This window comes from Pseudonocardia charpentierae, from assembly GCF_031845345.1.
GTDB lineage: Bacteria > Actinomycetota > Actinomycetes > Mycobacteriales > Pseudonocardiaceae > Pseudonocardia > Pseudonocardia charpentierae.
Genome location: NZ_JAVREJ010000021.1, coordinates 68,231 through 90,014, shown reverse-complemented (window position 1 = coordinate 90,014; position 21,784 = coordinate 68,231). Strand labels below are relative to the sequence as shown.

The window sequence follows — 21,784 nt, the reverse complement described above, 5'->3', positions numbered from 1 at the left end:
GATCCCACCCCGGATCCCACCCCGGATCCCACCCCGGATCCCACGCTGCCCCCGCAAGGGGCGGCGGGCTCCGTGGTCAGCACGCCGGTCGCGCCCGTCGGGTTCGTCCAGGCCCTGCCGTCCGCGCAGCCGTCCGCGCAGCCGTCCGCGCAGCCCTCCGCGCCCGCCACCGCGCCGCCGGCCACACCCGCCCCGGGCGCCGGCACTGCGGCGACCCCGGCCGACCCGACCGCGGCCGCGGCGATCGACGCGGCCCGCGCGACCCGTCAGAGCACGGACGCGACCGTGCAGGCCCAGGCCCTGCAGGCGCTCGACTGCGCGGCGACGGACCCGCTGCGCGGGTACGACGACCCGACGCTCCCGCTGGTCAGCTGCAACCAGGACGGCACCGAGAAGTACGTGCTCGGCCCGAGCTTCCTGGAGGGCACGCAGATCTCCACCGCGCAGGCCGCACAGAACAGCCAGGGTGCGGGCTGGGTCATCGACGTGACCTTCAAGAGCGACGGAGCGGCGATCTGGGGCGACTACACGTCGCGGAACGTCGGCAAGAACGTGGCCTTCGTGCTCGACGGCGAGGTCGTCTCCGCGCCCACCATCCAGGGCCCGATCTTCGGGCCCACCCAGATCACCGGGCAGTTCAGCCAGGCCGAGGCGCAGGACCTCGCGGGGGTCCTGCGCTACGGGTCGCTCCCGCTGTCGTTCGAGTCGTCCGAAGCCCAGACCGTGTCGGCCTCCCTGGGGCTCGCGTCGCTCGAGGCCGGGCTGATCGCCGGTGGGGTCGGCCTCGCCCTCGTGTTCGTCTACTGCCTGTTCTACTACCGGGCGCTCGGCGTGCTCACGATCCTCTCGCTGGTGCTCTCCGGAGTGGTCGTCTACGCCTTCCTGGTGCTGCTCGGGCGGTGGGTCGGCTTCACCCTGGACCTCGCGGGCGTCGCCGGCTTCATCGTGGCGATCGGCATCACCGCCGACTCGTTCGTGATCTTCTTCGAGCGGCTCAAGGACGAGGTCCGCGAGGGCCGCAGCTTCCGGTCGGCGGTGCCGCGGGCCTGGGTGCGGGCCCGGCGGACGATCCTGTCGGCGGACGCCGTCAGCTTTCTGGCCGCGGCAGTGCTCTACGCATTGGCGGTCGGGCAGGTGAAGGGCTTCGCGTTCACCCTCGGCATGTCGACCGTGCTCGACCTGCTCGTCGTGTTCCTCGTGACCCACCCGCTGGTGGCGCTGGCGTCGAACAACCGCGTGTTCAGCAGCCCGGCGTGGTCCGGGCTGGGCTCGGTGGCGCGGATCGGTGCAGCTCGCCGCGCCGCTGCCGTGAAGGGAGGCTGACGTGACCGACACAGGCGTCGACACGACAGGGACGGACACGACGGGGCAGCGCGACGGCGGGGCGAAGGCCAGTTTCTTCTCGCGCCTCTACACCGGCACGGGTGCCTTCGACGTCGTCGGCCGGCGCAAGCTCTGGTACCTCCTGTTCGGCACCCTCGTGCTGGTGTGCGTCGGCTCGATCGTCTTCCGGGGGTTCAACCTCGGCATCGACTTCACCGGCGGCACCCAGCTCCAGTTCCCGGCGGCCGGGGCGGGAGCGCCCGCGAACGTCGAGAACGTGCGCGGCGTGTACGAGCAGACGGTCGGCCAGGAGCCGGCGGCGGTGCAGACCATCGGTCAGGGGCCCGCGGCGTCGGTACTGATCCGGTCCGAGCCGTTGGACCCCTCCCAGACCGTCGCGCTCAAGCAGGCCTTGTTCGACCGGTTCCAACCGATCGGCAGCAACGGCGCGCCCTCGCCGTCGGCGATCAGCGACACCGCCGTGAGCGGCACCTGGGGCGGCCAGATCACCCGCCAGGCCCTCATCGCGCTGGCGGTGTTCCTGGTGCTCGTCACGATCTTCCTGGCGTTCTACTTCGAGCGGGCGATGGCGATCGCGGCGCTGGTCGCCCTCGTCCACGACGTCGTCGTGACGATGGGTGTCTACTCGATCATCGGGTTCGAGGTCACCCCAGCCACGGCGATCGGCCTGCTCACGATCCTGGGCTTCTCGCTCTACGACACCGTGGTGGTGTTCGACAAGGTCAAGGAGAACACGCGCGGGCTGCTCGGGCTCACCCGCCGCACCTACTCCGAAGCGGCCAACCTCGCGCTGAACCAGACGCTGATGCGCTCGATCAACACCTCGCTGATCGCGGTGCTCCCGGTGGTGGGCCTGATGGTCGTCGGCGTCGGGCTGCTCGGGGTGGGCACGCTGGCCGACCTGGCGCTCGTGCAGATCGTCGGCATCATCGCCGGCGCCGCGTCGTCGGTGCTGCTGGCGACCCCGATCCTGGTCGACCTCAAGCAGCGCGACCCGCGCATCCGCGAGCAGGCGCGTCGCGTCGCCGCTCGCCGGGCCCGGGCGGCTGCGGCCGTGACCGGCGCGGCCGGCGCGTCCACACCCGGCGACCTCGACCCGAGCGACGACGACGCGCTGGCGGGCGAGCTGCGGCGGGAGCGCGCCATGGCCGCCGCGGCCGGCGTCCCCTCCCGTACGGCACCGGCCCGCCGCCCGACCGGGAGCCGCGAACGTCCCACCGGCAAGAGTTCCCGGCCCACCGGGAAGCGGCGCCGGTGACCGACGGTGCGGCCGTCTTCGACGACGACCCGCTGGCCCGGGTCGGCGCGCTGATCCGCGACGTTCCCGACTTCCCCGAGCCGGGCGTGGTGTTCCGCGACATCACCCCGGTGCTGGCCGACGCCGAGGCCTTCACCGCCGTCTCGGTCGCGCTCGCGGCGCTGGTCGGCGAGGCCGACGTCGTGGTCGGGGTGGAGGCGCGTGGGTTCCTGGTCGGTGCCGCCGCGGCGCTGACCGCGGGCACGGGCATCGTGCCCGTGCGCAAGGCCGGCAAACTGCCCCTGGTCGCGGCCTCGCGCAGCTACGAGCTGGAGTACGGCACGGCGACGTTGGAACTGCCCGCGGACGCGGTGGCGCCGGGGTCGCGGGTGTTCGTCGTCGACGACGTGCTGGCCACCGGCGGCACGGCCGTGGCGGCGTGCGACCTGGTGAGCGCCGTGGGAGCCGAGGTCGTCGGGTTCGCGGCGATGATCGAGCTGGTGGACCTGGGCGGACGCGCCCGGCTGGGCCGGATCCCGGTGCACGCACTGCTGTCGTACTGACCACCCGCCGCGGGGACCGGGGCCGCGACGCGCGCCGTGCGGGCTATCCTCGACAGGTGGAGGCCTGCGGATGACCGACCTGCAACCGGCCGCGCCGCCGGTCCCGGAGACCGAGGCGCGCGCAGACAGCTCGCCGCCGCCCCCCTCGTCGCCGGCCAAGACGTCGGCCACCAAGAGGGTGCGCGCCCGCCTCGCCCGCAGGATGACCCCTCAGCGCGTCGGGCCGGTCGCGCCGGTGCTGGAGCCGCTGGCGAGCGTCCACCGGACCCTGCACCCCAAGGCGGACCTGGCGCTGCTGCAGCACGCCTACGACGTCGCCGACGAGAAGCACTCGGGTCAGAAGCGCAAGTCCGGCGACCCGTACATCACCCACCCGCTCGCCGTGGCGACGATCCTCGCCGAGCTCGGCATGGACACCACCACGCTCGTGGCGGCCCTGCTGCACGACACGGTGGAGGACACCGGCTACTCGCTGGAGCAGCTCCGCGCCGACTTCGGCGAGGAGGTCGCGCACCTCGTCGACGGCGTCACCAAGCTGGACAAGGTCGAGCTGGGCAACGCCGCGGAGGCCGAGACCATCCGCAAGATGGTCGTCGCGATGGCCCGCGACCCGCGCGTGCTGGTCATCAAGCTGTCCGACCGGCTGCACAACATGCGCACGATGCGTTTCCTGTCGCCGGAGAAGCAGGAGAAGAAGGCGCGCGAGACCCTCGAGGTGCTCGCCCCCCTCGCCCACCGGCTCGGGATGGCCACGGTCAAGTGGGAGCTGGAGGACCTGTCCTTCGCGATCCTGCACCCGAAGAAGTACTCCGAGATCGTCCGGCTGGTCGCCACCCGGGCCCCGTCCCGCGACACCTACCTCAAGCAGGTGATCGACGAGGTCATGCAGCAGCTCGACTCGGCGCGGATCGCCGCGACGGTCGAGGGCCGCCCCAAGCACTACTACTCGATCTACCGCAAGATGATCGTCAAGGGCCGCGACTTCGACGACATCCACGACCTGGTCGGCGTCCGCGTGCTCGTCGACGAGGTGCGCGACTGCTACGCCGCGATGGGCATGGTGCACGCGCTGTGGCAGCCGATGCCGGGCCGGTTCAAGGACTACATCGCCCAACCGCGGTTCGGCGTATACCAGTCGCTGCACACCACGGTGATCGGGCCCGACGGCAAGCCGCTCGAGGTGCAGATCCGCACCCACGAGATGCACCGCACCGCCGAGTACGGCATCGCCGCGCACTGGCGCTACAAGGAGACACGCGGGAGTAGCAACGGGCGGAGCCAGGCCGTCGACGTCGACGAGATGGCGTGGATGCGCCAGCTGCTCGACTGGCAGCGTGAGGCTGCGGACCCGGGTGACTTCCTCGAGTCGCTGCGCTTCGACCTCGCCGCCAAGGAGATCTTCGTCTTCACGCCCAAGGGCGACGTGATCACGCTGCCGACGGGGTCGACGCCGGTGGACCTGGCCTACGCGGTGCACACCGAGGTCGGCCACCGGTGCATCGGGTCGCGCGTGAACGGCCGGCTGGTCGCGCTGGAGCGACGCCTGGAGTCCGGCGACGTCGTCGAGATCTTCACCAGCAAGGCCGAGACGGCCGGCCCGAGCCGCGACTGGCTGGCCTTCGCCGCGTCGCCGCGGGCCAAGACGAAGATCAAGCACTGGTTCGCCAAGGAGCGCCGCGAAGAGGCCATCGAGGCCGGTAAGGACGCGATCACCCGCGAGGCCCGGCGCACCGGCATGCCGCTGCAGCGGCTGGTGTCGGCCGACGCGATGGCGGCGCTTGCCCGCGAGCTGCACTTCCCGGACCTGTCGGGGCTCTACGCCGCGGTCGGCGAGGGGCACGTCTCGGCGCGGCACGTGGTGCAGCGGCTCGTCGCGCTGCTCGGCGGGGTCGAGGACGCCGAGGAGGAGCTCGCCGAGCGGGCCACCCCGTCGACGGTCCGCCAGCGCAAGTCCACGGGCGACGCCGGGGTCGTGGTCGCCGGCGACGACGGCCTCGTCGACGGGCTCTACACCAAGCTCGCCCGCTGCTGCACGCCCGTGCCGGGCGACGAGATCCTCGGGTTCGTGACCCGTGGCGGCGGGGTGAGCGTGCACCGCACCGACTGCACGAACGCGGGCGACCTGCAGGCGCGCTCCGAGCGGCTGGTCGACGTCCGGTGGTCGGTCTCGCCGGGCTCGGTGTTTCTGGTCGCGATCCAGGTGGAGGCGCTGGACCGGCACCGCCTGCTCTCCGACGTCACCAAGGTGCTCGCCGACGAGAAGGTCAACATCCTCTCGGCGTCGGTCCAGACCTCGCGCGACCGGGTCGCCGTCTCCCGGTTCACGTTCGAGATGGGCGACCCGAAGCACCTCGGGCACCTGCTGCGGGCCGTGCGCAACGTCGAGGGCGTCTACGACGTGTACCGGGTGACGTCCGCCACCTGAGCCTGACGGCCGAGCTTAGGAGACCGTGACGGTCTGGATCTCGATCGGCGTCTTCGGCTTGCCGTCGCCCGTCCCGTTGCTGTCGTCCGTGCCGGCTGCGGCGACCTTGTCGATCGTGGCCAGCCCGGCCTCGTCGATCGTGCCGAAGACGGTGTAGTCCGGCGGCAGCGTCGAATCGGCGTAGACGAGGAAGAACTGGCTGCCACCCGAGTTCGGCTGCGCGGTCTTCGCCATCGCGAGGGTGCCGCGCGGGTAGGTCACGGTGCCGCCGCCCGACGGCGACGGGGCGAGTGTCGTCGGCGCCTCGTCCGGGATCGTGTAGCCGGGGCCGCCGGTGCCGGTGCCGGTCGGGTCGCCGCACTGCAGCACCTTGAGGCCCTCGCCGGTGGTGAGGCGGTGGCAGCTCGTGCCGTCGAAGTAGCCCTGCCCGGCGAGGCTGACGAAGCTGTTCACCGTGCACGGCGCCTCGGCGCGGTTCAGCGTGAGGCCGATCGGGCCTGCCGACGTGGCGAGGGCGACGGAGGCGTCGCCCTCGTTCGACACCCCCTCGGTCGACGGCGGGGTGTTCTGCTTCGCCGCGTTGCCGTCGGACGGGTAGGCGCACGTCCCCGGGCCGGTCGCGGCCGGCTGTGCCGCGGCGGTGCTCGCGTTCGCGGCGTCGGAGGGAGCCGCCGAGGCAGGGGCGTCGTCGCCACCTCGGCCGATCGTCGACAGCAGCACGACGGCCACCAGGACCACCACGACGACCGCAGCCGAGCTGATCACGGCGATCCGCCGCCTCCGGGCGGCCTGCTGGGCCCGCCGCGCCTGCTGGCTGGCCAGCTTCCGCTTGGCCGCATCGCGTCGCATCTGGTTCGTCGCCACGTGCATCCCTCCTGCTCGCAGGCGACCCTACCGATCCGACCTGAAAGCCCCGTGAGGGCCCGTGACTACTCTGAAAGCGTGCTCGTCGCCGGTTTCCCCGCAGGGGCGTTCCAGACCAACTGCTACGTGCTGGCCTCCGGTCCAGGGGAGGCGTGCGTCGTGGTCGATCCCGGGCAGGACGCCGTCGAGCCGCTCGAGGAGCTGCTCCGGGAGCACCGGCTCACCCCGGTCGCGGTGCTGCTCACCCATGGGCACTTCGACCACACCTTCTCCGTCGCTCCCGTCTGCGACGGCCACGACGTGCCGGCCTTCATCCACCCCGACGACCGGGCGATGCTGTCCGACCCAATGAAGGGCCTCTCGCGCGAGGCGCTCTCCTTCTTCGGCGGCCGGCTGGAGATGCGCGAGCCGCGCGAGGTCCGCACCCTCGACGACGGAGCTGCGCTCGAGCTCGCCGGGCTGGCGTTGCGGGTGGACCACACGCCCGGCCACACACCGGGGTCGATCGTGTTCACCACCGCCACGGACGAGGGCGGCGAGGTGATCCTCGCCGGCGACACGCTGTTCGCGGGGTCGATCGGGCGGACGGACCTGCCCGGGGGCGACTCCGCGCAGATGATTTGCAGCCTGCGCGACAAGCTGCTGACCCGCGACGACGCCGCGTACGTGCTGCCCGGGCACGGCCCGGCCACGACGATCGGCCGTGAACGGGAGTCGAACCCGTTCCTGCAGGGTCTCGACGTCCCGGCGCCGGGGCGCGGGCTGTGACCGCCGAGACCGCCACCAGCCGGCCGACGGCGTTCGCCGCGCCGAAGGGCGTCCCGGAGTACTACCCGCCCGAGTCGGCCGGGTTCGAGCACGTCCGGAACACGCTGCAGTCCGCCGCGGACCGCGCCGGGTACGGGCTCATCGAACTGCCCGTGTTCGAGGACACCGGGCTCTACGCCCGCGGCGTCGGCGAGTCGACGGACGTCGTGAGCAAGGAGATGTACACCTTCGCCGACCGGGGCGACCGGTCGGTGACGCTGCGCCCCGAGGGCACCGCCGGGGTGGTGCGGGCGGTGATCGAGCACGGACTGGACCGCGGCGGCCTGCCGGTGAAGCTGCGCTACGCGGGGCCGTTCTTCCGCTACGAGCGGCCGCAGGCGGGGCGCTACCGGCAGTTGCAGCAGGTCGGGGTCGAGGCGATCGGCGTCGACGACCCCGCGCTCGACGCCGAGGTGATCGCCGTGGCGGACGAGGGGTTCCGGGCGCTCGGGCTCACGGGCTACCGCCTCGAGCTGACCTCGCTCGGCGACGCCGACTGCCGTCCCGCCTACGGGGCCCTGCTGCGCGACTTCCTCGCCGGCCTCGACCTCGACGAGGCGACACGGCACCGCGCGCAGATCAATCCACTGCGGGTGCTCGACGACAAGCGCCCGGAGGTCCGCGCCCGGCTGGCGGACGCGCCGCTGCTGGTCGACCACCTGTCCCCGGCCTCCGCGGAGCACCACGCCGCGGTGAAGCAGCACCTCGACGACCTGGGCGTGGCCTACGTCGAGAACCCGCGGATGGTGCGCGGGTTGGACTACTACACGAAGACGACCTTCGAGTTCGTCCACGACGGGCTCGGCGCGCAGTCCGGGATCGGCGGGGGCGGCCGCTACGACGGGCTGATGGCGGTGCTCGGCGGGCAGCCGCTGTCCGGCGTCGGCTACGGCATCGGGGTGGACCGGACGCTGCTCGCCTGTCGGGTCGAGGGCTTGGAGGGATCCGCTGCTCCATGGTCGACGGCCCGCTGCGAGGTCTTCGGAGTGCCGCTAGGCGACGCCGCCCGGCGGCGGTTGGTGGTGCTGGCGGCGGAGCTGCGACAGGCCGCGGTGCGGGTGAATCTCGCCTACGGCGGACGCGGGCTCAAGGGGGCAATGAAGGCCGCCGACAGGTCGGGTGCGCGGTTCGCGCTGGTCCTCGGAGAGCGCGATCTCGAGGCCGGGCAGGTGGGCCTCAAGGACCTGGCGACCGGTGAGCAGACGTCGGTGCCGCTGGACGGCGCCGCCGGGTCGGTGATCGCGGCGCTGGGCTGATCACGCCGGCCGTCGCGTTCCGTGCACGACGATATCGCCGATCCCACGTTCGGCCCAGCAACAGCGGGCGTGCCGCTCACGCATCGTGAGTACTAGTGTTCCGCCAGAAGGACCTGAGACGAGAGGAACCGTGCGATGCCCCCAATGACTCCGCAGCGCCCGCTGACCACCGACGAGCTCACCGAGCGGGTGGAGTCCGGGGACGTCGACACCGTGCTGGTGGTCTTCACCGACATGCAGGGCCGGTTGCAGGGCAAGCGGGTGCACGCCCGGTTCTTCCTCGACGAGGTGGCCTCGCACGGCATGGAGGGCTGCAACTACCTGCTCGCCGTGGACGTCGACATGAACACCGTCTCCGGCTACGAGATGTCGTCGTGGGAGCAGGGCTACGGCGACTTCGTGATCACCCCAGACATGTCCACGCTGCGCAACGCGCCGTGGCTGCCCGGATCGGTGATGGTGCAGTCCGACCTGTCGTGGCTGGACGGCACGCCGGTGCGTCAGTCGCCCCGCCAGGTGCTCCGGGCCCAGGTCGACGAGGCGCAGCAGCTCGGGTTCACCGCCCTCGGCGGCACCGAGCTGGAGTTCATCGTGTTCACCGACTCCTTCCAAGACGCGTTCGACGCCCACTACCAGGGGCTGACCGGCTCGACGCGGTACAACGTCGACTACTCGATCCTCGGCACGAGCGCGGACGAGCCGCTGATGCGCGACATCCGCAACGCGATGTACGGCGCCGGGTTGACGGTGGAGTCGTCCAAGGGCGAGTGCAACTTCGGCCAGCACGAGATCGCCTTCCGCTACGACGACGTGCTGCGGACGTCGGACAACCACGTCGTCTTCAAGGCCGCCGCGAAGGAGCTCGCCGCGAAGCACGGCAAGTCGCTCACCTTCATGGCCAAGTACGACGAGCGCGAGGGCAACTCGTGCCACATCCACATGAGCCTGCGGGGCACGGACGGCGCGATCGTGTTCGCCGACGGTGACGGAGGGAACGGGCACGGCGAGGGGGGCCGCAGCCCGGTCTTCACGAGCTTCGTGGCCGGCGTCCTCGCCACCCTGCGCGAGTTCACCCTGCTCTACGCGCCGACCGTGAACTCCTACAAGCGCTACCAGCCGGGATCGTTCGCCCCGACGGCCGTCGCGTGGGGCGAGGACAACCGGACCTGCGCCCTGCGGGTGGTCGGGCACGGCAACGGGCTGCGCGTGGAGAACCGGGTGCCGGGCGGCGACGTCAACCCCTACCTGGCACAGGCCGCGATGCTCGCCGGCGGCCTGCACGGGGTCCGCAACAAGCTGGAACTGGAGCCCGCGTTCGTCGGCAACGCCTACGACGCCGACTCCGCCCGCGTCCCCAGCACGCTCCGCGCCGCCCGCGAACTGTTCGCGGCGTCCGAGCTGGCCGAGGCGGCGTTCGGCAAGGACGTGGTCGCGCACTACCTGCGGGCTGCCGACGTCGAGCTCGAGGCCTTCGAGGCCGCGGTGACGGACTGGGAGCGCAAGCGGGGGTTCGAGCGGTTCTAGTGGGAGTTCTCGCAGGAATGCACACAGTCCTCGACCCCGCGACCGAGGAGGTCGTCACCGAGGTCGAGTCTCTCGACGCCGCACAGGTGGACGAGGCCGTCGCCCGGGCCGTCGCCGCGGGGCCCGCCTGGCGTGCGGTCGCGCCGGCCGACCGGGCCCGGCTGCTGCGCCGCTTCGCCGCGGTCGTCGACGCCCACGTCGACGAGCTGGCCGAACTGGAGGTCCGGGGTGCCGGCCACACGATCGGCAACGCCCGCTGGGAGGCCGGCAACGTCCGCGACGTGCTGGACTACTACGCCGCCGCCCCGGAGCGGCTGTTCGGCCGCCAGATCCCGGTGGCGGGCGGCATGGACGTCACCTTCCGCGAGCCGCTCGGCGTCGTCGGGATCATCGTCCCGTGGAACTTCCCCATGCCGATCGCCGGGTGGGGGTTCGCGCCGGCCCTGGCGGCCGGCAACACGGTCGTGCTCAAGCCGGCCGAGCTCACCCCGCTGACGGCCCTGCGGCTGGCCGAACTGGGGCGTGAGGCGGGCCTCCCGCCAGGTGTGTTCACGGTGCTGCCGGGCAAGGGCTCGGTGGTCGGGGAGCGGCTGGTCACCCACGAGCACGTGCGCAAGATCGTGTTCACCGGCTCGACCGAGGTCGGCACACGCATCCTGCGCCAGGCCGCGGACCAGGTCAAACGGGTCACGCTCGAGCTCGGCGGCAAGTCGGCGAACATCGTCTTCGCGGATGCGGACCTTGAGCGCGCGGCGACGAGCGCGCCCGCGGGAGTGTTCGACAACGCCGGCCAGGACTGCTGCGCGCGCTCGCGGATCCTGGTGCAGCGCGGGGCGTACGACCGCTTCCTGGAGCTGCTGGAGCCCGAGGTCACGGCTCTGCGGGTCGGATCGCCCGCCGAGCCCGACGTCGACATGGGGCCGCTGATCAGCGCGGGCCAGCGCGACCGGGTCCGCGGCTTCGTCGAGAACGGGGCTGGCGCCGACGGCGGCCCGGTGGACGTCGCGTTCCGCGGGAGCGCACCCGAGGGCCCCGGCTACTGGTACCCGCCGACGGTCGTGCTGCCCCGGTCGACGGCGGACCCCGTCTGGCGCGAGGAGGTGTTCGGCCCGGTCGTGGCGGTGCTGCCGTTCGACGACGAGGCCGAGGCCGTCGCGCTGGCCAACGACACCGAGTACGGCCTCTCCGGGTCGATTTGGACCCGGGACCTGGGGCGCGCCCTGCGCGTCGCCCGCGCGGTGGAGAGCGGCAACCTGTCGGTGAACTCCAATTCGTCGGTGCGGTACTCGACGCCGTTCGGTGGGTTCAAGCGCTCCGGCCTCGGCCGTGAACTCGGGCCCGACGCGCTGGACTCGTTCACCGAGGTCAAGAACGTCTTCTTCGCCGACGACTGACCGGGCCGGCCGAGACGAGCCGGCTGAGAGAAGCAGGAGGAGCAACGCGTGCAACGGTTCGCGGACCGGGTCGCCGTGATCACGGGTGGAGCCGGGGGGATCGGGCGCGCCACCGCGCAGCGGCTCGCCGCCGAGGGCGCCACGGTCGTCGTCGTCGACCTCGACGAGGAGGCCGGGAAGGCGCTGGCGGACGACCTCGGCGGGATGTTCGTCGCCGCGGACGTCACCAGCCCGGAGGACAACGAGCGGATCTACGCGCAGACGCAGCAGGCCTACGGGCGGATCGACGTCGCGTTCCACAACGCCGGCATCTCGCCGCCGGACGACGACTCGATCCTCGACACCGGACTCGACGCCTGGCGCCGGGTCCAGGACGTCAACCTGACGTCGGTCTACCTCGGGTGCAAGGCCGTGCTGCCGTACATGCTGGCGCAGGGCAAGGGGTCGATCGTCAACACGGCCTCCTTCGTCGCGACGATGGGCGCCGCGACGTCGCAGATCTCCTACACCGCCAGCAAGGGCGGGGTGCTGGCGATGACGCGCGAGCTGGGCGTGCAGTTCGCCCGGCAGGGCGTGCGGGTGAACGCGCTCTCTCCGGGGCCGGTGGCGACGCCGCTGCTCATGGACCTGTTCGCCAAGGATCCCGACCGTGCGGCGCGCCGGCTCGTGCACGTGCCCCTCGGCCGCTTCGCGGAGCCGGCGGAGATCGCCGCCGCCGTGGCCTTCCTGGCCAGCGACGACGCGTCGTTCATCACGGCGGCGAACTTCCTCGTCGACGGCGGGCTGACCGGGGCGTACGTCACGCCGCTGTGAGCGGCGGCGACCGGGCGCGGTGGGACGCGCGGCACGGAGCCGCCCAGCCGTCGGGCGCGGCCCCACCGGGTGCGCTGGCGGGTGCTGCCGAGCTGACCGCGTGCCTGCCGGTGTCCGGGCGCGCGCTGGACGTGGCCTGCGGGCGCGGCGGCGTCGCGGTGTGGCTGGCGCGGCGCGGCCTCGTGGTCGACGCAGTCGACGTCTCGCCGGTCGGGCTGGCCGCCGGCGCCCGGCTCGCCGCCTCGGCCGGGGTCGCCGGGCGCGTCCGCTGGGTCACCCACGACCTCGATGCCGGCCTGCCGGCCGACTGCCGGGGGCCGTACGACGTGGTGGTGTGCCAGCTGTTCCGCGACCCGTCCCGTTACGCCGATCTCGCCGCCGCGCTCGCCCCGGGCGGGGTGCTCGCGATCACCGTGCTGTCCGAGGTCGACGCCGGTCCGGGGCCGTTCCGGGCACCGGCGGGGGAGCTGCGGACGGCGTTCAGCGACCTCGAGACGCTGCTCGACCGCGAGCGCGACGGCGAGGCGACCCTGCTCGCCCGTCGCGTCCCGGTTCCACGTCCTCCCGGCTCGCCACCAGTGCGGCGACCGCGGTCGTGACCGGCACCGACGCCACGAGCCCGATGCTGCCCACCAGCGTCCGGACGATCTCCGTGGCGACGTCCTGGCTCGTCGCGACGTCCCCGAGGCTGCGGCCGGAGAGGCTGAACAACAGCAGCAACGGCAGCGACGCCCCGGCGTAGGCGAGCACGAGAGTGTTCACCGCCGAGGCGACGTGGTCGCGGCCGATCCGCATCGCCGCCTGGAACAGCGCCGTCGCCCCCAGCTGCGGGTTGGCCCGGCGCAGCTCCCACACCGCGCTGGTCTGGGTGACCGTGACGTCGTCGAGCACCCCGAGCGCCCCGATGACCATGCCGGCCAGGAGCAGACCGCGGGCGTCGATGCCCACGCCGAGCGAGGCGACGAGAGCCGTGGTCTGGTCGTCCAGCCCGGTGAGGCGGGCGGCCGCGGAGAAGGTCGCACCCAGCACGCCGATCAACGCCAGCGACACGAGTGTGCCGAGCACGGCGGTCGACGTGCGTGCCGACAGTCCGTGGGTCAGGTAGAGCACCGCGAACATGATCACGCCGGCCCCGACGACGGCGACCGCCAGCGGGCTGTGCCCGGCCCGGATCGCCGGGAGCACGAACAGCAGGAGCACCGCGAAGCTCACGGCGAGCGCAGCCAGCGCGGCGAGGCCGCGCCACCGGCCGAGGACCAGCACCGCGGCCGCGAACAGCACCGCGAGCCAGGCCAGTGATCCGCCCCGCTGGAAGTCGACGATCTGGTAGGAGCCGGGGTCGTCCGGGTTGCCGCCCGACCAGCCGAGCACCACGGGATCGCCCACGGTGAAGCGGGGAGTGCCGGGCTCGAGAGGCACCAGCTGGACTAGGTCGCGGCCCGACCGCGGCCCGTCGGTCATGGCGACGACCAGCGCGGCACACCGCCCCTGCCCGTCGCCGGGGGAGCAGTCCGTGACCTGGGCGGCCGTGACCTGACCGCGCACCGGCTGCAGCAGCGCCGTCCCGGGCGCGGGCGACGGACCACCGGTGGGACGGAGGAGGACCAGGCCGACCAGGGCGGCGAGGGCGCAGGGCACCAGCAGCACGGCGAGCAGCACGCGGACCCGGCGGCCCGCCGGCGCGGCCGGGCCGTGTCCGTGCCCGTGGCCGACGTCGTGGCCGGGCCCGCGTGCACGGACCGGCTCGGCGGTCGGGTCCGGCTCGCGGTCGGGCTCCGCGTGCCCGTGGGTCGGGCCGGACTCGGGCACGGGCAGGGCCAACGGTTCGGTCGGGGGCTCGGTGGACGGGTCGTCGACGACGCGGCCGTGCCGTCCGCCGCCCGGCCGGGCCTTCTCCGACCGCGCCTCGTCCGATCGCACTGGGGCCCGGTCGCGGTCCGCGGCGGGTCGGGTCACCGGGCCATCCTGCCCGCGGCCCGATCGCCGTCCGACGTCACCCGTCCGCGAGTGCCGCCAGTGCGCGGTCGGCGACGGCCGCCGGATCGCCGTCGGTCTCCACCCGCACGCCCGGCTCGTCGTCGGCGAGAGGTTCGAGGGTGTCGAGCTGGCTCCGCAGCAGCGCGGGAGGCATGTACTCGTGGTGGCGGTGCGAGACGCGCGCGCCGAGCACCTCCTCCGATGCCAGCAGGTGCACGAACCGGACCGACGGGTGCCCGTCGCCCAGCAGGTCACGGTAGCTGCGGCGGAGCGCGGAGCAGGTGACGACGGCGCCGCGCCCGGCGGCTTCCTGCTCGCCGATCCACGCCGCGATGCGCCGCAGCCACGGCCACCGGTCGTCGTCGTCCAACGGTGTGCCTGCCGCCATCTTCGCCCGGTTCGCGGCGGGGTGGAGGTCGTCGCCCTCCTGGAAGACCCAGCCGGTGCGCTCGACGAGCGCGTGCGCGACCGAGGTCTTCCCCACCCCGGACACCCCCATCACGACGAGGGTCAGGGGGACGGGAATGTCTGCGGCGTCGGACATGACGGCAGCGTGGCGCACCCGGTGCGGCCGCGTCGAACGGGGAGCCGGGTCTTGTCGGTCGTTCGAACATGTGTTCGAATGTAGCCATGCGATGGAGTGGTCAGCAAGTCCTCGATGACGGGGTCGGTACCGAGCTGGCCCTTCCCGGCCTGCGCGGGCTGCTGCGCACCGTACGCGTGCCCGAGTTCGCCGGGGTGACGTTCCACGAGGTCGAGGCCAAGTCCGCGCTGAACCGGGTGCCGGGCGATTCGCCGGTCCCCTTCCGCTGGACCGTCAACCCGTACCGGGGCTGCGGCCACGCCTGCGTCTACTGCCTCGACGGGGCGACCCGGGTGCTGCTCGCGGACGGTCGCACCCGGCCGATCGCCGGCCTGCATCCCGGCGAGGTCGTGCTGGGCACCGCCGTCGACGCCGCGGGTGTCCGCCGCTACGTGCCCACGCCGGTGCTCGCGCACTGGTCGACGACGAAGCCCGGCCACCGGATCACGCTCGCCGACGGCACGACGCTGGTGGCCAGCGGCGAGCACCGCTTCCTGACCGGGCGGGGATGGCGGCACGTGGCACCCGGGTGGTGCCGGGCCGGGCGGCGCAGGCGGCTGCGGCGGGGCGACGTCCTGCTCGGGCCGGGTGCCCTGCCCGCCTCCCGGACCCCGTCCCCGTCCTACCGGCAGGGCTACCTGCACGGCCTGGTGCGTGCCGACGCGGCCGCGCACGTACAGGCCCGCGACGGCCGGATCGACCACGCGTTCCCGTCGGAGCGGCTGGAGCTGGAGGCGCTCGGCCGCGCGCACCACCTCCTCGCCACTGAGGCGGTGCAGCGCGTGCCCACCCGCACCACCGCCCCCGCCGGCCCGCCCGCGGCACGCCGCCGCGTCACCCTGGCACCGCGGCTCGTGGGGGTCGGCGGCGCAGGTCGTGGGCCGGGTGCGGGCGACGGGCGGCCCGCCGGACGTCCTGGGGGGCCGTCTGCAGGGCCGGCCGGAGGGCTCATGTCTGCGGGAGCGGTCACGCGGCGGCCGCCCGAACCGGACGACGACTGGTGCGCCGGGTTCCTCGGGGGTATGGCGGACGCCGTCGGCGCGACCACCGAAGGCGTTCTGCGGTTGAGCACCCCCGACGAAGAGCTCGTGGGGCTCGCCGCCGGGGCGCTGCACCGGCTCGGGTTCGCCTTCACGGTGGAGCAGGTGCCGGGGGAGCAACGGCGACGGCCGTCGGTCCGGCAGCTGCGGTTGGCGGGCGGCGGCCGCGAGCTCCTGCGGTTCCTGGCGGTCGCCGACCCCGCGGTGAGTCGGCTGCGCGGCCTCGCCGGCTCGGTGGTCGGCGGCGACGGCGGCCTGGAGGTCGTCGACATCTCGCCGGTGGGCGGCGCCGTCGCGATGTTCGACATCACCACCGGCACAGGCGACTTCGTGGCCGAGGGTGTCGTGAGCCACAACTGCTTCGCCCGCAACACCCACACCTACCTCGACCTCGACGCCGGCGCCGACTTCGACCGCGAGCTCGTGGTCAAGGTCAACGTCGCGCGGGTCCTCGACCGCGAGCTGCGGGCGCCGCGATGGCAGCGCGAGCCCGTGGCGATGGGTACGAACACCGATCCCTACCAGCGTGCCGAGGGTCGCTACCGGCTCATGCCGGATGTCATCGACGCACTGGCGCGCTCCGGCACCCCGTTCTCCGTCCTGACCAAGGGGACGGTCCTCGGTCGCGACCTGCCCCGGCTGAGTGCGGCGGCCGCGGACGTGCCGGTCGGGCTCGGCGTGTCGATCGCGCTGCTGGACCGGGAGCTGCAGGCCCGGCTCGAGCCGGGTGCGCCGTCGCCGGAGGCGCGGCTGCAGCTGGTGCGGCGCATCACCGACGCCGGACTGCCGTGCGGGGTGATGGTCGCGCCGGTGCTGCCGATGCTCACCGACTCGAGCGAGGCGCTCGATGCGCTGCTCGCACGGATCGCGGACGCGGGCGCCACGGGGGCGACGGTGATGGCGCTGCACCTGCGGCCGGGAGCCCGCGAGTGGTTCCAGGTGTGGCTGGCCCGCGAGTACCCCGCGCTGGTGGAGCCCTACGCCCGGCTCTACCGGCGGGGGGCCTACGTCGATCCGGCGTACCGCCGCGTCCTCGCCGAGCGCGTGGCGCCGTTGCTGCGCCGCCACGGGCTCGCCGGCGAGATCGCGCCCCTGCCGCGGGCCGGGCGCACAGGGTCGGAACCTGGCGCGGCGGCGGGTGCCGTGCCCGGCTCGATCGGGCTGCACCGCTCCGTCGCGGCCGGCCGAGGGCGGGCCGCGGCCAATGCGGTGCCGCACGACGCTCCCGATCAGCTGAGCCTGCTGTGAGTGCGGCCGGCGGTCCGCCGCCGCCGGGCGGGTCGGAAACCTGGTGGCCGGTCACCCGGGGCTCCCGGATAGCCTCGAACCGTGATGCGCACGCACGACGCCGGCACCCTGCGGACCGAGCACGTCGGACAGACCGTGACCCTGGCCGGGTGGGTGGCCCGCCGCCGCGACCACGGCGGCGTGATCTTCATCGATCTCCGCGACCGGTCGGGCTCGGTCCAGGTCGTGTTCCGCGAGGGCGAGATGGCCCTGGAGGATCTGGAGCAGCGGGCGCACCGCCTGCGGGCGGAGTTCTGCGTGCAGGTCGTCGGCGAGGTCGTCGCCCGCCCGGCGGGGAACGAGAACCCGGATCTGCCCACCGGGGCCGTCGAGATCACCGCCACCGCTCTGACGGTGCTGTCGGAGTCGGCCCCCCTGCCGTTCCCCGTCGACGAGTACAGCGAGGTCGGCGAGGAGATCCGGCTGCGCTACCGCTACCTGGACCTGCGCCGGTCCGGGCCGGCCGCGGCCCTGCGCCTGCGCAGCGAGGTCAACCGGATCGCCCGCGAGGTCCTGCACCAGCGCGACTTCGTCGAGGTCGAGACGCCGACGCTCACCCGCTCCACACCCGAGGGCGCCCGCGACTTCCTCGTCCCCGCCCGTCTCAAGCCCGGCTCCTGGTACGCGCTGCCGCAGAGCCCACAGCTGTTCAAGCAGCTGCTGATGGTCGCGGGCACGGAGCGCTACTACCAGATCGCCCGCTGCTACCGCGACGAAGACTTCCGGGCCGACCGCCAGCCGGAGTTCACCCAGCTCGACATCGAGATGAGCTTCGTCGAGCAGGACGACGTCATCGAGCTGGGCGAGGCGATCGTCGGCGCGCTGTGGTCGCGGCTGGCGGGTTACGAGATCCCGCGGCCGATCCCGCGCCTCACCTACGCCGACGCGATGGCCCGCTACGGCTCGGACAAGCCGGATCTGCGGTTCGCCGTCGAGCTGACCGACCTCACCGAGTACTTCTCGGACACCCCGTTCCGCGTGTTCCAGGCTCCGTACGTCGGCGCGGTCGTGATGCCGGGCGGGGCGAGCCAGCCGCGGCGGCAGTTCGACGCCTGGCAGGAGTGGGCCCGGCAACGGGGCGCCCGCGGGCTGGCGTACGTGACGGTCGCGGACGACGGCACGCTCGGCGGCCCCGTGGCCAAGAACCTCTCCGACGCCGAGCGCGACGGTCTGGCGAAGGCTGCCGGCGCCGAGCCGGGCGACGCGATCTTCTTCGGGGCCGGGCACCCGGCGGACGCCCGTGCGCTGCTCGGTGCCGCTCGCGGGGAGATCGCCCGCCGGTGCGGGCTGATCGACGAGAGCGCCTGGTCGTTCGTCTGGGTCGTCGACGCCCCGATGTTCGAGAGGATCAGGGACGACAAGGGGAACGAGCTGGGCTGGACCGCCGTGCACCACCCGTTCACCTCGCCGAACGAGCAGTGGATCGACCGGTTCGAGGACGACCCGGCGAACGCACTGGCCTACGCCTACGACATCGTCTGCAACGGCAACGAGATCGGCGGTGGGTCGATCCGTATCCACCGCGCGGACGTGCAGGAGCGGGTCTTCGGCCTGCTCGGGATGGACGAGCACGAGCAGCGCGAGAAGTTCGGGTTCCTGCTCGACGCGTTCCAGTTCGGGCCGCCTCCGCACGGCGGGATCGCGTTGGGCTGGGACCGCACGTGCATGCTGCTCGCCGGTGCCGACTCGCTGCGCGAGGTCATCGCTTTCCCGAAGACGGGCAACGGCTTCGACCCGCTGACCTCGGCGCCCGCGCCGATCACGCCCGCGCAGCGCCGCGAGGCGGGCGTCGACGCGAAGCCGCCGGCCGGACCGGGGGAGTCGCCGACGGCCCCGGACGTCGCGGCACCGAACTGACCGGGGTGCCGCCTGGCGCGCGGCCGGTGAATGCGGCCGGATCAGGTATCCGGCGGACCGAGCAGGGGTAGGGTCGACGACGATGGTTCACGACCTGGGCGACCCTCCCAGGCCGGTGCTCGCCGCGCTGGCGGCCGCCGAGCGCGTGCTCAGCAAGCGTGCCGGTGCGGGCATCGTCCTGGCCGATCCTGAAGACCTGGGTGGCAGCGACCGGTCGGTCGTCGCCCGGGCCCGGGTGGCCCGCAACCCGTTCTCGCTGCCGCGGACCCTCGTGGTGAAGCACTACGTGGCCGCGCCGGCCCCGGACCGGCCCGACCCGTTCCACTACGAGGTCGCCAGCTGCCAGCTGTTCACGGCGCTGCCCGCCGACGATCGCTCCAGTCCCGTGCTGATCGCCCACGACCCCGACGCGCGGCTGCTCGTGCTCGAAGACCTCGGCCGCAGCTCGACGCTGGCCGACAAGCTGTTCGGGCCCGACGCCGAGGCCGCGCAGCGCTGCCTGCTCGGCTGGGCCCGCGCGCTGGGCAGGATGCAGGCGGCCACGGCAGGGTTGGAGGGCGACTTCGGGGCGCTCCTGCGCCGTCAGGGCGAACGGGCCTGGCGCGACCCGATGGCCGAGGACGCCCGGACCGCCCTCGCCGGGCTGCCCGGCCTGCTCGACGCCCGGCTCGGCGTGACGGTGGGGGCCGAGGCCGTCGCGCAGGCCCACGAGACGGTCCGGCTGCTCGGCGGTACCCGCTACCGGGCGTTCAGCCCGTCGGACACCTGTCCGGACAACAACCTCGTGACGAGCAGGGGCGTCCGGTTCGTCGACTTCGAGTGGGGTTGCTTCCGCGACATCGTGCTCGACGCCGCCTACTTCCGCGTGCCCTTCCCGGCGTGCGAGGCGAGCTTCGCGCTGCCGCCGAAGCTGGCGGCGGCGCTGGTGGAGGCATGGCGGACCGAGATCGCCGGGGTCTGGCCGGAGCTGGACGAGCCGGAGCGGCTGCAACGCCGCCTGCTCGACGCCCAGCTGATGTGGGTGTGGCTGTGCACCTGGTGGCTGTTGCCGCGGCTGCCGGACCCGGAGTCCGGGGGGCGCGACACCCCGATCGGGCCCGACGCGGCACGGTCTCCGCGGATCAGTACCGCACTCGCGCACTACTGGCGGGAGCTGGGCGCGGCCGCGACCGAGCACGGGCGGGGAGCGACGGCGGAGCTCGCCGCGGCGGTCGTCGCGGCTCTGCGCAGGCGGTTTCCCGACGCGCCGGAGGGGCTCGCGGTCTTCCCCGCCTTGCGGTCGGTGGCCTGACGGGCGACCGGTGTCGTTAGGCCGCCGGGCTGTGGTGGACGAGGCACGGTAGACCGGCCTCGATCTGGCCGATGTCGGCGCGGGTGCAGCCGGGGCAGACGAACGTCACCACGCCGTCGGGCGCGTGTTCGCTGCTCCAGGCCATCGCTCGGGCGCCGTCGGCGGCGCGGTGCCGGCCGCAGCCCCGGCACGGCCGGTCCGCGGTATCCAGTGGAGTGTCCAGTGGTGGGTGGGCGAGGTCCATCCGCCGAGGATGGCGCAGCACACACCTGCATGCCCACCCGGCCCGCCGTAACACGGCGTGTCGATACACGCTTGCAGCGTCGTGGTGACAAACCGGTCGGTTCAGCCTCGATCAGTTCACCGACGCGAGGAACCGCCCCATGCGCTCCAGCGCCTCCTCCAGCAGCGGCAGCGCGGTGGCGTACGAGCACCGCACGTGGCCCTCGCCGGACGGTCCGAACACGTTGCCGGGCACCACCGCCACCTTGTGCTCGTGCAGCAGGCGCTCGGCGAAGGTCTCCGAGTCCAGCCCCGAGCGGCGGATCGAGGGGAACGCGTAGAAGGCCCCCGACGGCTCCGGGCAGTCGAGACCGATCTCGCGCAGCCCCTTCACGAACACCCGCCGCCTGCGGTCGTAGTCGGCGACCATCGCGGCGACGTCGTCGTCGGCGTGCTCGAGCGCCTCCACCGCGGCGAGCTGGGAGACGTGCGGGGCGCACAGCATCGTGTACTGGTGGACCCGCACGCACAGCTGCGCGATCTCCTCGGGCGCGCAGATCCACCCGACCCGCCAGCCGGTCATCGCCTGGGCCTTGGAGAACCCGCCGAGCACCACCGTGCGGTCGCGCGCCCCGGGCAGCGCGCCCAGGCAGGAGTGGCGGCCCTCGTAGGTGAGCCGGTCGTAGATCTCGTCCGAGACCAGGTACAGGTCACGTTCCTGCGCCAGCGCCACCAGCGCCTCCAGCGACGCGCGGGGCTGCACCGCGCCGGTCGGGTTCGCGGGCGAGCCGAGCAGGATGGCCTTCGTGCGCGGGGTGACGGCGTCCGCCACTCGAGCGGCGTCGACGGCGAAGTCGTCCTCCCAGCGCGTCGCGACGGTGACGGGCACGCCGCCCGCGAACCGCACGCATGGCTCGTACGCCACGTAGCAGGGTTCCGGGATGATCACCTCGTCACCCGGGTTGAGCAGTACCCGCAGCGCCAGGTCGAGTCCTTCGGAGACGCCCGTGGTGATGAGGCATTCGGTGTCCCACGCGTAGTGCGCGCCGTAGCGCGACGCCTGGTCGGTGCAGATGAGCCTGCGGAGCTTCGGCAGGCCCGCGTTGGAGGTGTACGTGGTGTACCCGTGCTCGAGTGCGTAGATCCCGGCCTCGCGGATCCGCCAGGGCGTGACGAAGTCGGGTTCGCCGACGCCGAGGGAGATGACGTCGTCCATCTCGGCGGCAATGTCGAAGAACCGCCGGATCCCGGACGGGGGACAGGCGGTGATCACGTCGTTGAGCGGCTTCACTGCCGTGTG

At 73.3% G+C, this 21,784-nt stretch carries 18 protein-coding genes; 13 read left to right on the top strand and 5 right to left on the bottom strand.

All coding sequences use genetic code 11. From position 1 onward, the window contains the following. The 4 genes from secD to RM445_RS25105 form a co-directional block, all read left to right on the top strand. Positions 1–1,323 (top strand): protein translocase subunit SecD (gene secD / locus RM445_RS25120; RefSeq protein WP_311559308.1); only part of this gene is annotated, 1,323 nt, incomplete at its 5' end. Position 1,324: 1 nt separating this feature from the next. Further along, entirely contained in the window at positions 1,325–2,602 is a 1,278-nt protein-coding gene (gene secF, locus RM445_RS25115; RefSeq protein ID WP_311559307.1) for a protein translocase subunit SecF, read from the top strand. Then, positions 2,599–3,144, top strand: a complete 546-nt coding sequence (locus tag RM445_RS25110; protein ID WP_311559306.1) for an adenine phosphoribosyltransferase — start codon at positions 2,599–2,601, stop codon at positions 3,142–3,144. Before secF ends, RM445_RS25110 begins: the two co-directional genes overlap by 4 nt. Before the next feature lie 70 nt (positions 3,145–3,214). Beyond that, positions 3,215–5,569, top strand: coding sequence for a RelA/SpoT family protein (locus RM445_RS25105; protein WP_311559305.1), 2,355 nt, complete (start codon positions 3,215–3,217; stop codon positions 5,567–5,569). Between the two features lie 15 nt (positions 5,570–5,584). On the opposite strand, the gene RM445_RS25100 is transcribed toward RM445_RS25105, so the two are convergent. Continuing rightward, the gene (locus RM445_RS25100) at positions 5,585–6,439 is read right to left on the bottom strand and encodes a peptidylprolyl isomerase (RefSeq protein WP_397469394.1); all 855 of its coding nucleotides are present in this window, start codon (positions 6,437–6,439) and stop codon (positions 5,585–5,587) included. Between the two features lie 72 nt (positions 6,440–6,511). On the opposite strand from RM445_RS25100, the gene RM445_RS25095 reads away from it, so the two are divergent. From RM445_RS25095 to RM445_RS25070, 6 genes are all read left to right on the top strand, one after another. Then, positions 6,512–7,201 carry an MBL fold metallo-hydrolase gene (locus RM445_RS25095; RefSeq protein WP_311559303.1) on the top strand — a complete coding sequence of 230 codons (690 nt, stop codon included), beginning with the start codon at positions 6,512–6,514 and terminating at the stop codon, positions 7,199–7,201. Continuing rightward, complete coding sequence (gene hisS, locus RM445_RS25090) at positions 7,198–8,496, top strand: histidine--tRNA ligase (RefSeq protein ID WP_311559302.1); 1,299 nt, start codon at positions 7,198–7,200, stop codon at positions 8,494–8,496. The genes RM445_RS25095 and hisS overlap by 4 nt, the downstream gene beginning before the upstream one ends. Before the next feature lie 144 nt (positions 8,497–8,640). After that, positions 8,641–10,020 carry a glutamine synthetase family protein gene (locus RM445_RS25085; RefSeq protein ID WP_311559301.1) on the top strand — a complete coding sequence of 460 codons (1,380 nt, stop codon included), beginning with the start codon at positions 8,641–8,643 and terminating at the stop codon, positions 10,018–10,020. Positions 10,021–10,037: 17 nt separating this feature from the next. After that, positions 10,038–11,414 (top strand): aldehyde dehydrogenase family protein, encoded by a 1,377-nt coding sequence (locus RM445_RS25080; protein WP_311559300.1) that lies wholly within the window; start codon positions 10,038–10,040, stop codon positions 11,412–11,414. A gap of 48 nt (positions 11,415–11,462) precedes the next feature. Then, positions 11,463–12,227 (top strand): 3-oxoacyl-ACP reductase, encoded by a 765-nt coding sequence (locus tag RM445_RS25075; RefSeq protein WP_311559299.1) that lies wholly within the window; start codon positions 11,463–11,465, stop codon positions 12,225–12,227. Continuing rightward, on the top strand, positions 12,224–12,826 hold the full coding sequence (locus RM445_RS25070) for a class I SAM-dependent methyltransferase (RefSeq protein WP_311559298.1): 603 nt from the start codon (positions 12,224–12,226) through the stop codon (positions 12,824–12,826). Before RM445_RS25075 ends, RM445_RS25070 begins: the two co-directional genes overlap by 4 nt. Here RM445_RS25070 and RM445_RS25065 read toward each other — a convergent pair. Together RM445_RS25065 and RM445_RS25060 are read right to left on the bottom strand one after the other, a co-directional pair. Beyond that, positions 12,708–14,183, bottom strand: a complete 1,476-nt coding sequence (locus tag RM445_RS25065; protein WP_311559297.1) for a YibE/F family protein — start codon at positions 14,181–14,183, stop codon at positions 12,708–12,710. The two genes, RM445_RS25070 and RM445_RS25065, sit on opposite strands and share 119 nt — an antisense overlap. A 37-nt stretch (positions 14,184–14,220) precedes the next feature. Beyond that, on the bottom strand, positions 14,221–14,748 hold the full coding sequence (locus RM445_RS25060) for a gluconokinase (protein WP_311559296.1): 528 nt from the start codon (positions 14,746–14,748) through the stop codon (positions 14,221–14,223). An 86-nt stretch (positions 14,749–14,834) separates the two neighbouring features. Between RM445_RS25060 and RM445_RS25055 the strand changes: the two genes are divergently transcribed. The 3 genes from RM445_RS25055 to RM445_RS25045 all read left to right on the top strand — a co-directional run bounded on the left by RM445_RS25055 (position 14,835) and on the right by RM445_RS25045 (position 20,262). Then, positions 14,835–17,075, top strand: coding sequence for an intein-containing Rv2578c family radical SAM protein (locus tag RM445_RS25055; protein WP_311559295.1), 2,241 nt, complete (start codon positions 14,835–14,837; stop codon positions 17,073–17,075). A gap of 81 nt (positions 17,076–17,156) precedes the next feature. Then, the gene (aspS, locus tag RM445_RS25050) at positions 17,157–18,971 is read left to right on the top strand and encodes an aspartate--tRNA ligase (protein WP_311559294.1); all 1,815 of its coding nucleotides are present in this window, start codon (positions 17,157–17,159) and stop codon (positions 18,969–18,971) included. Between the two features lie 82 nt (positions 18,972–19,053). Next, positions 19,054–20,262 carry a hypothetical protein gene (locus RM445_RS25045; protein WP_311559293.1) on the top strand — a complete coding sequence of 403 codons (1,209 nt, stop codon included), beginning with the start codon at positions 19,054–19,056 and terminating at the stop codon, positions 20,260–20,262. 16 nt (positions 20,263–20,278) lie between these two features. On the opposite strand, the gene RM445_RS25040 is transcribed toward RM445_RS25045, so the two are convergent. Continuing rightward, positions 20,279–20,506, bottom strand: a complete 228-nt coding sequence (locus RM445_RS25040) for a hypothetical protein (protein ID WP_311559292.1) — start codon at positions 20,504–20,506, stop codon at positions 20,279–20,281. A 111-nt stretch (positions 20,507–20,617) separates the two neighbouring features. Next, positions 20,618–21,775: an aminotransferase class I/II-fold pyridoxal phosphate-dependent enzyme gene (locus tag RM445_RS25035; RefSeq protein ID WP_311559291.1), complete on the bottom strand. Its 1,158-nt coding sequence runs from the start codon at positions 21,773–21,775 to the stop codon at positions 20,618–20,620. Positions 21,776–21,784 lie beyond the last annotated feature (9 nt).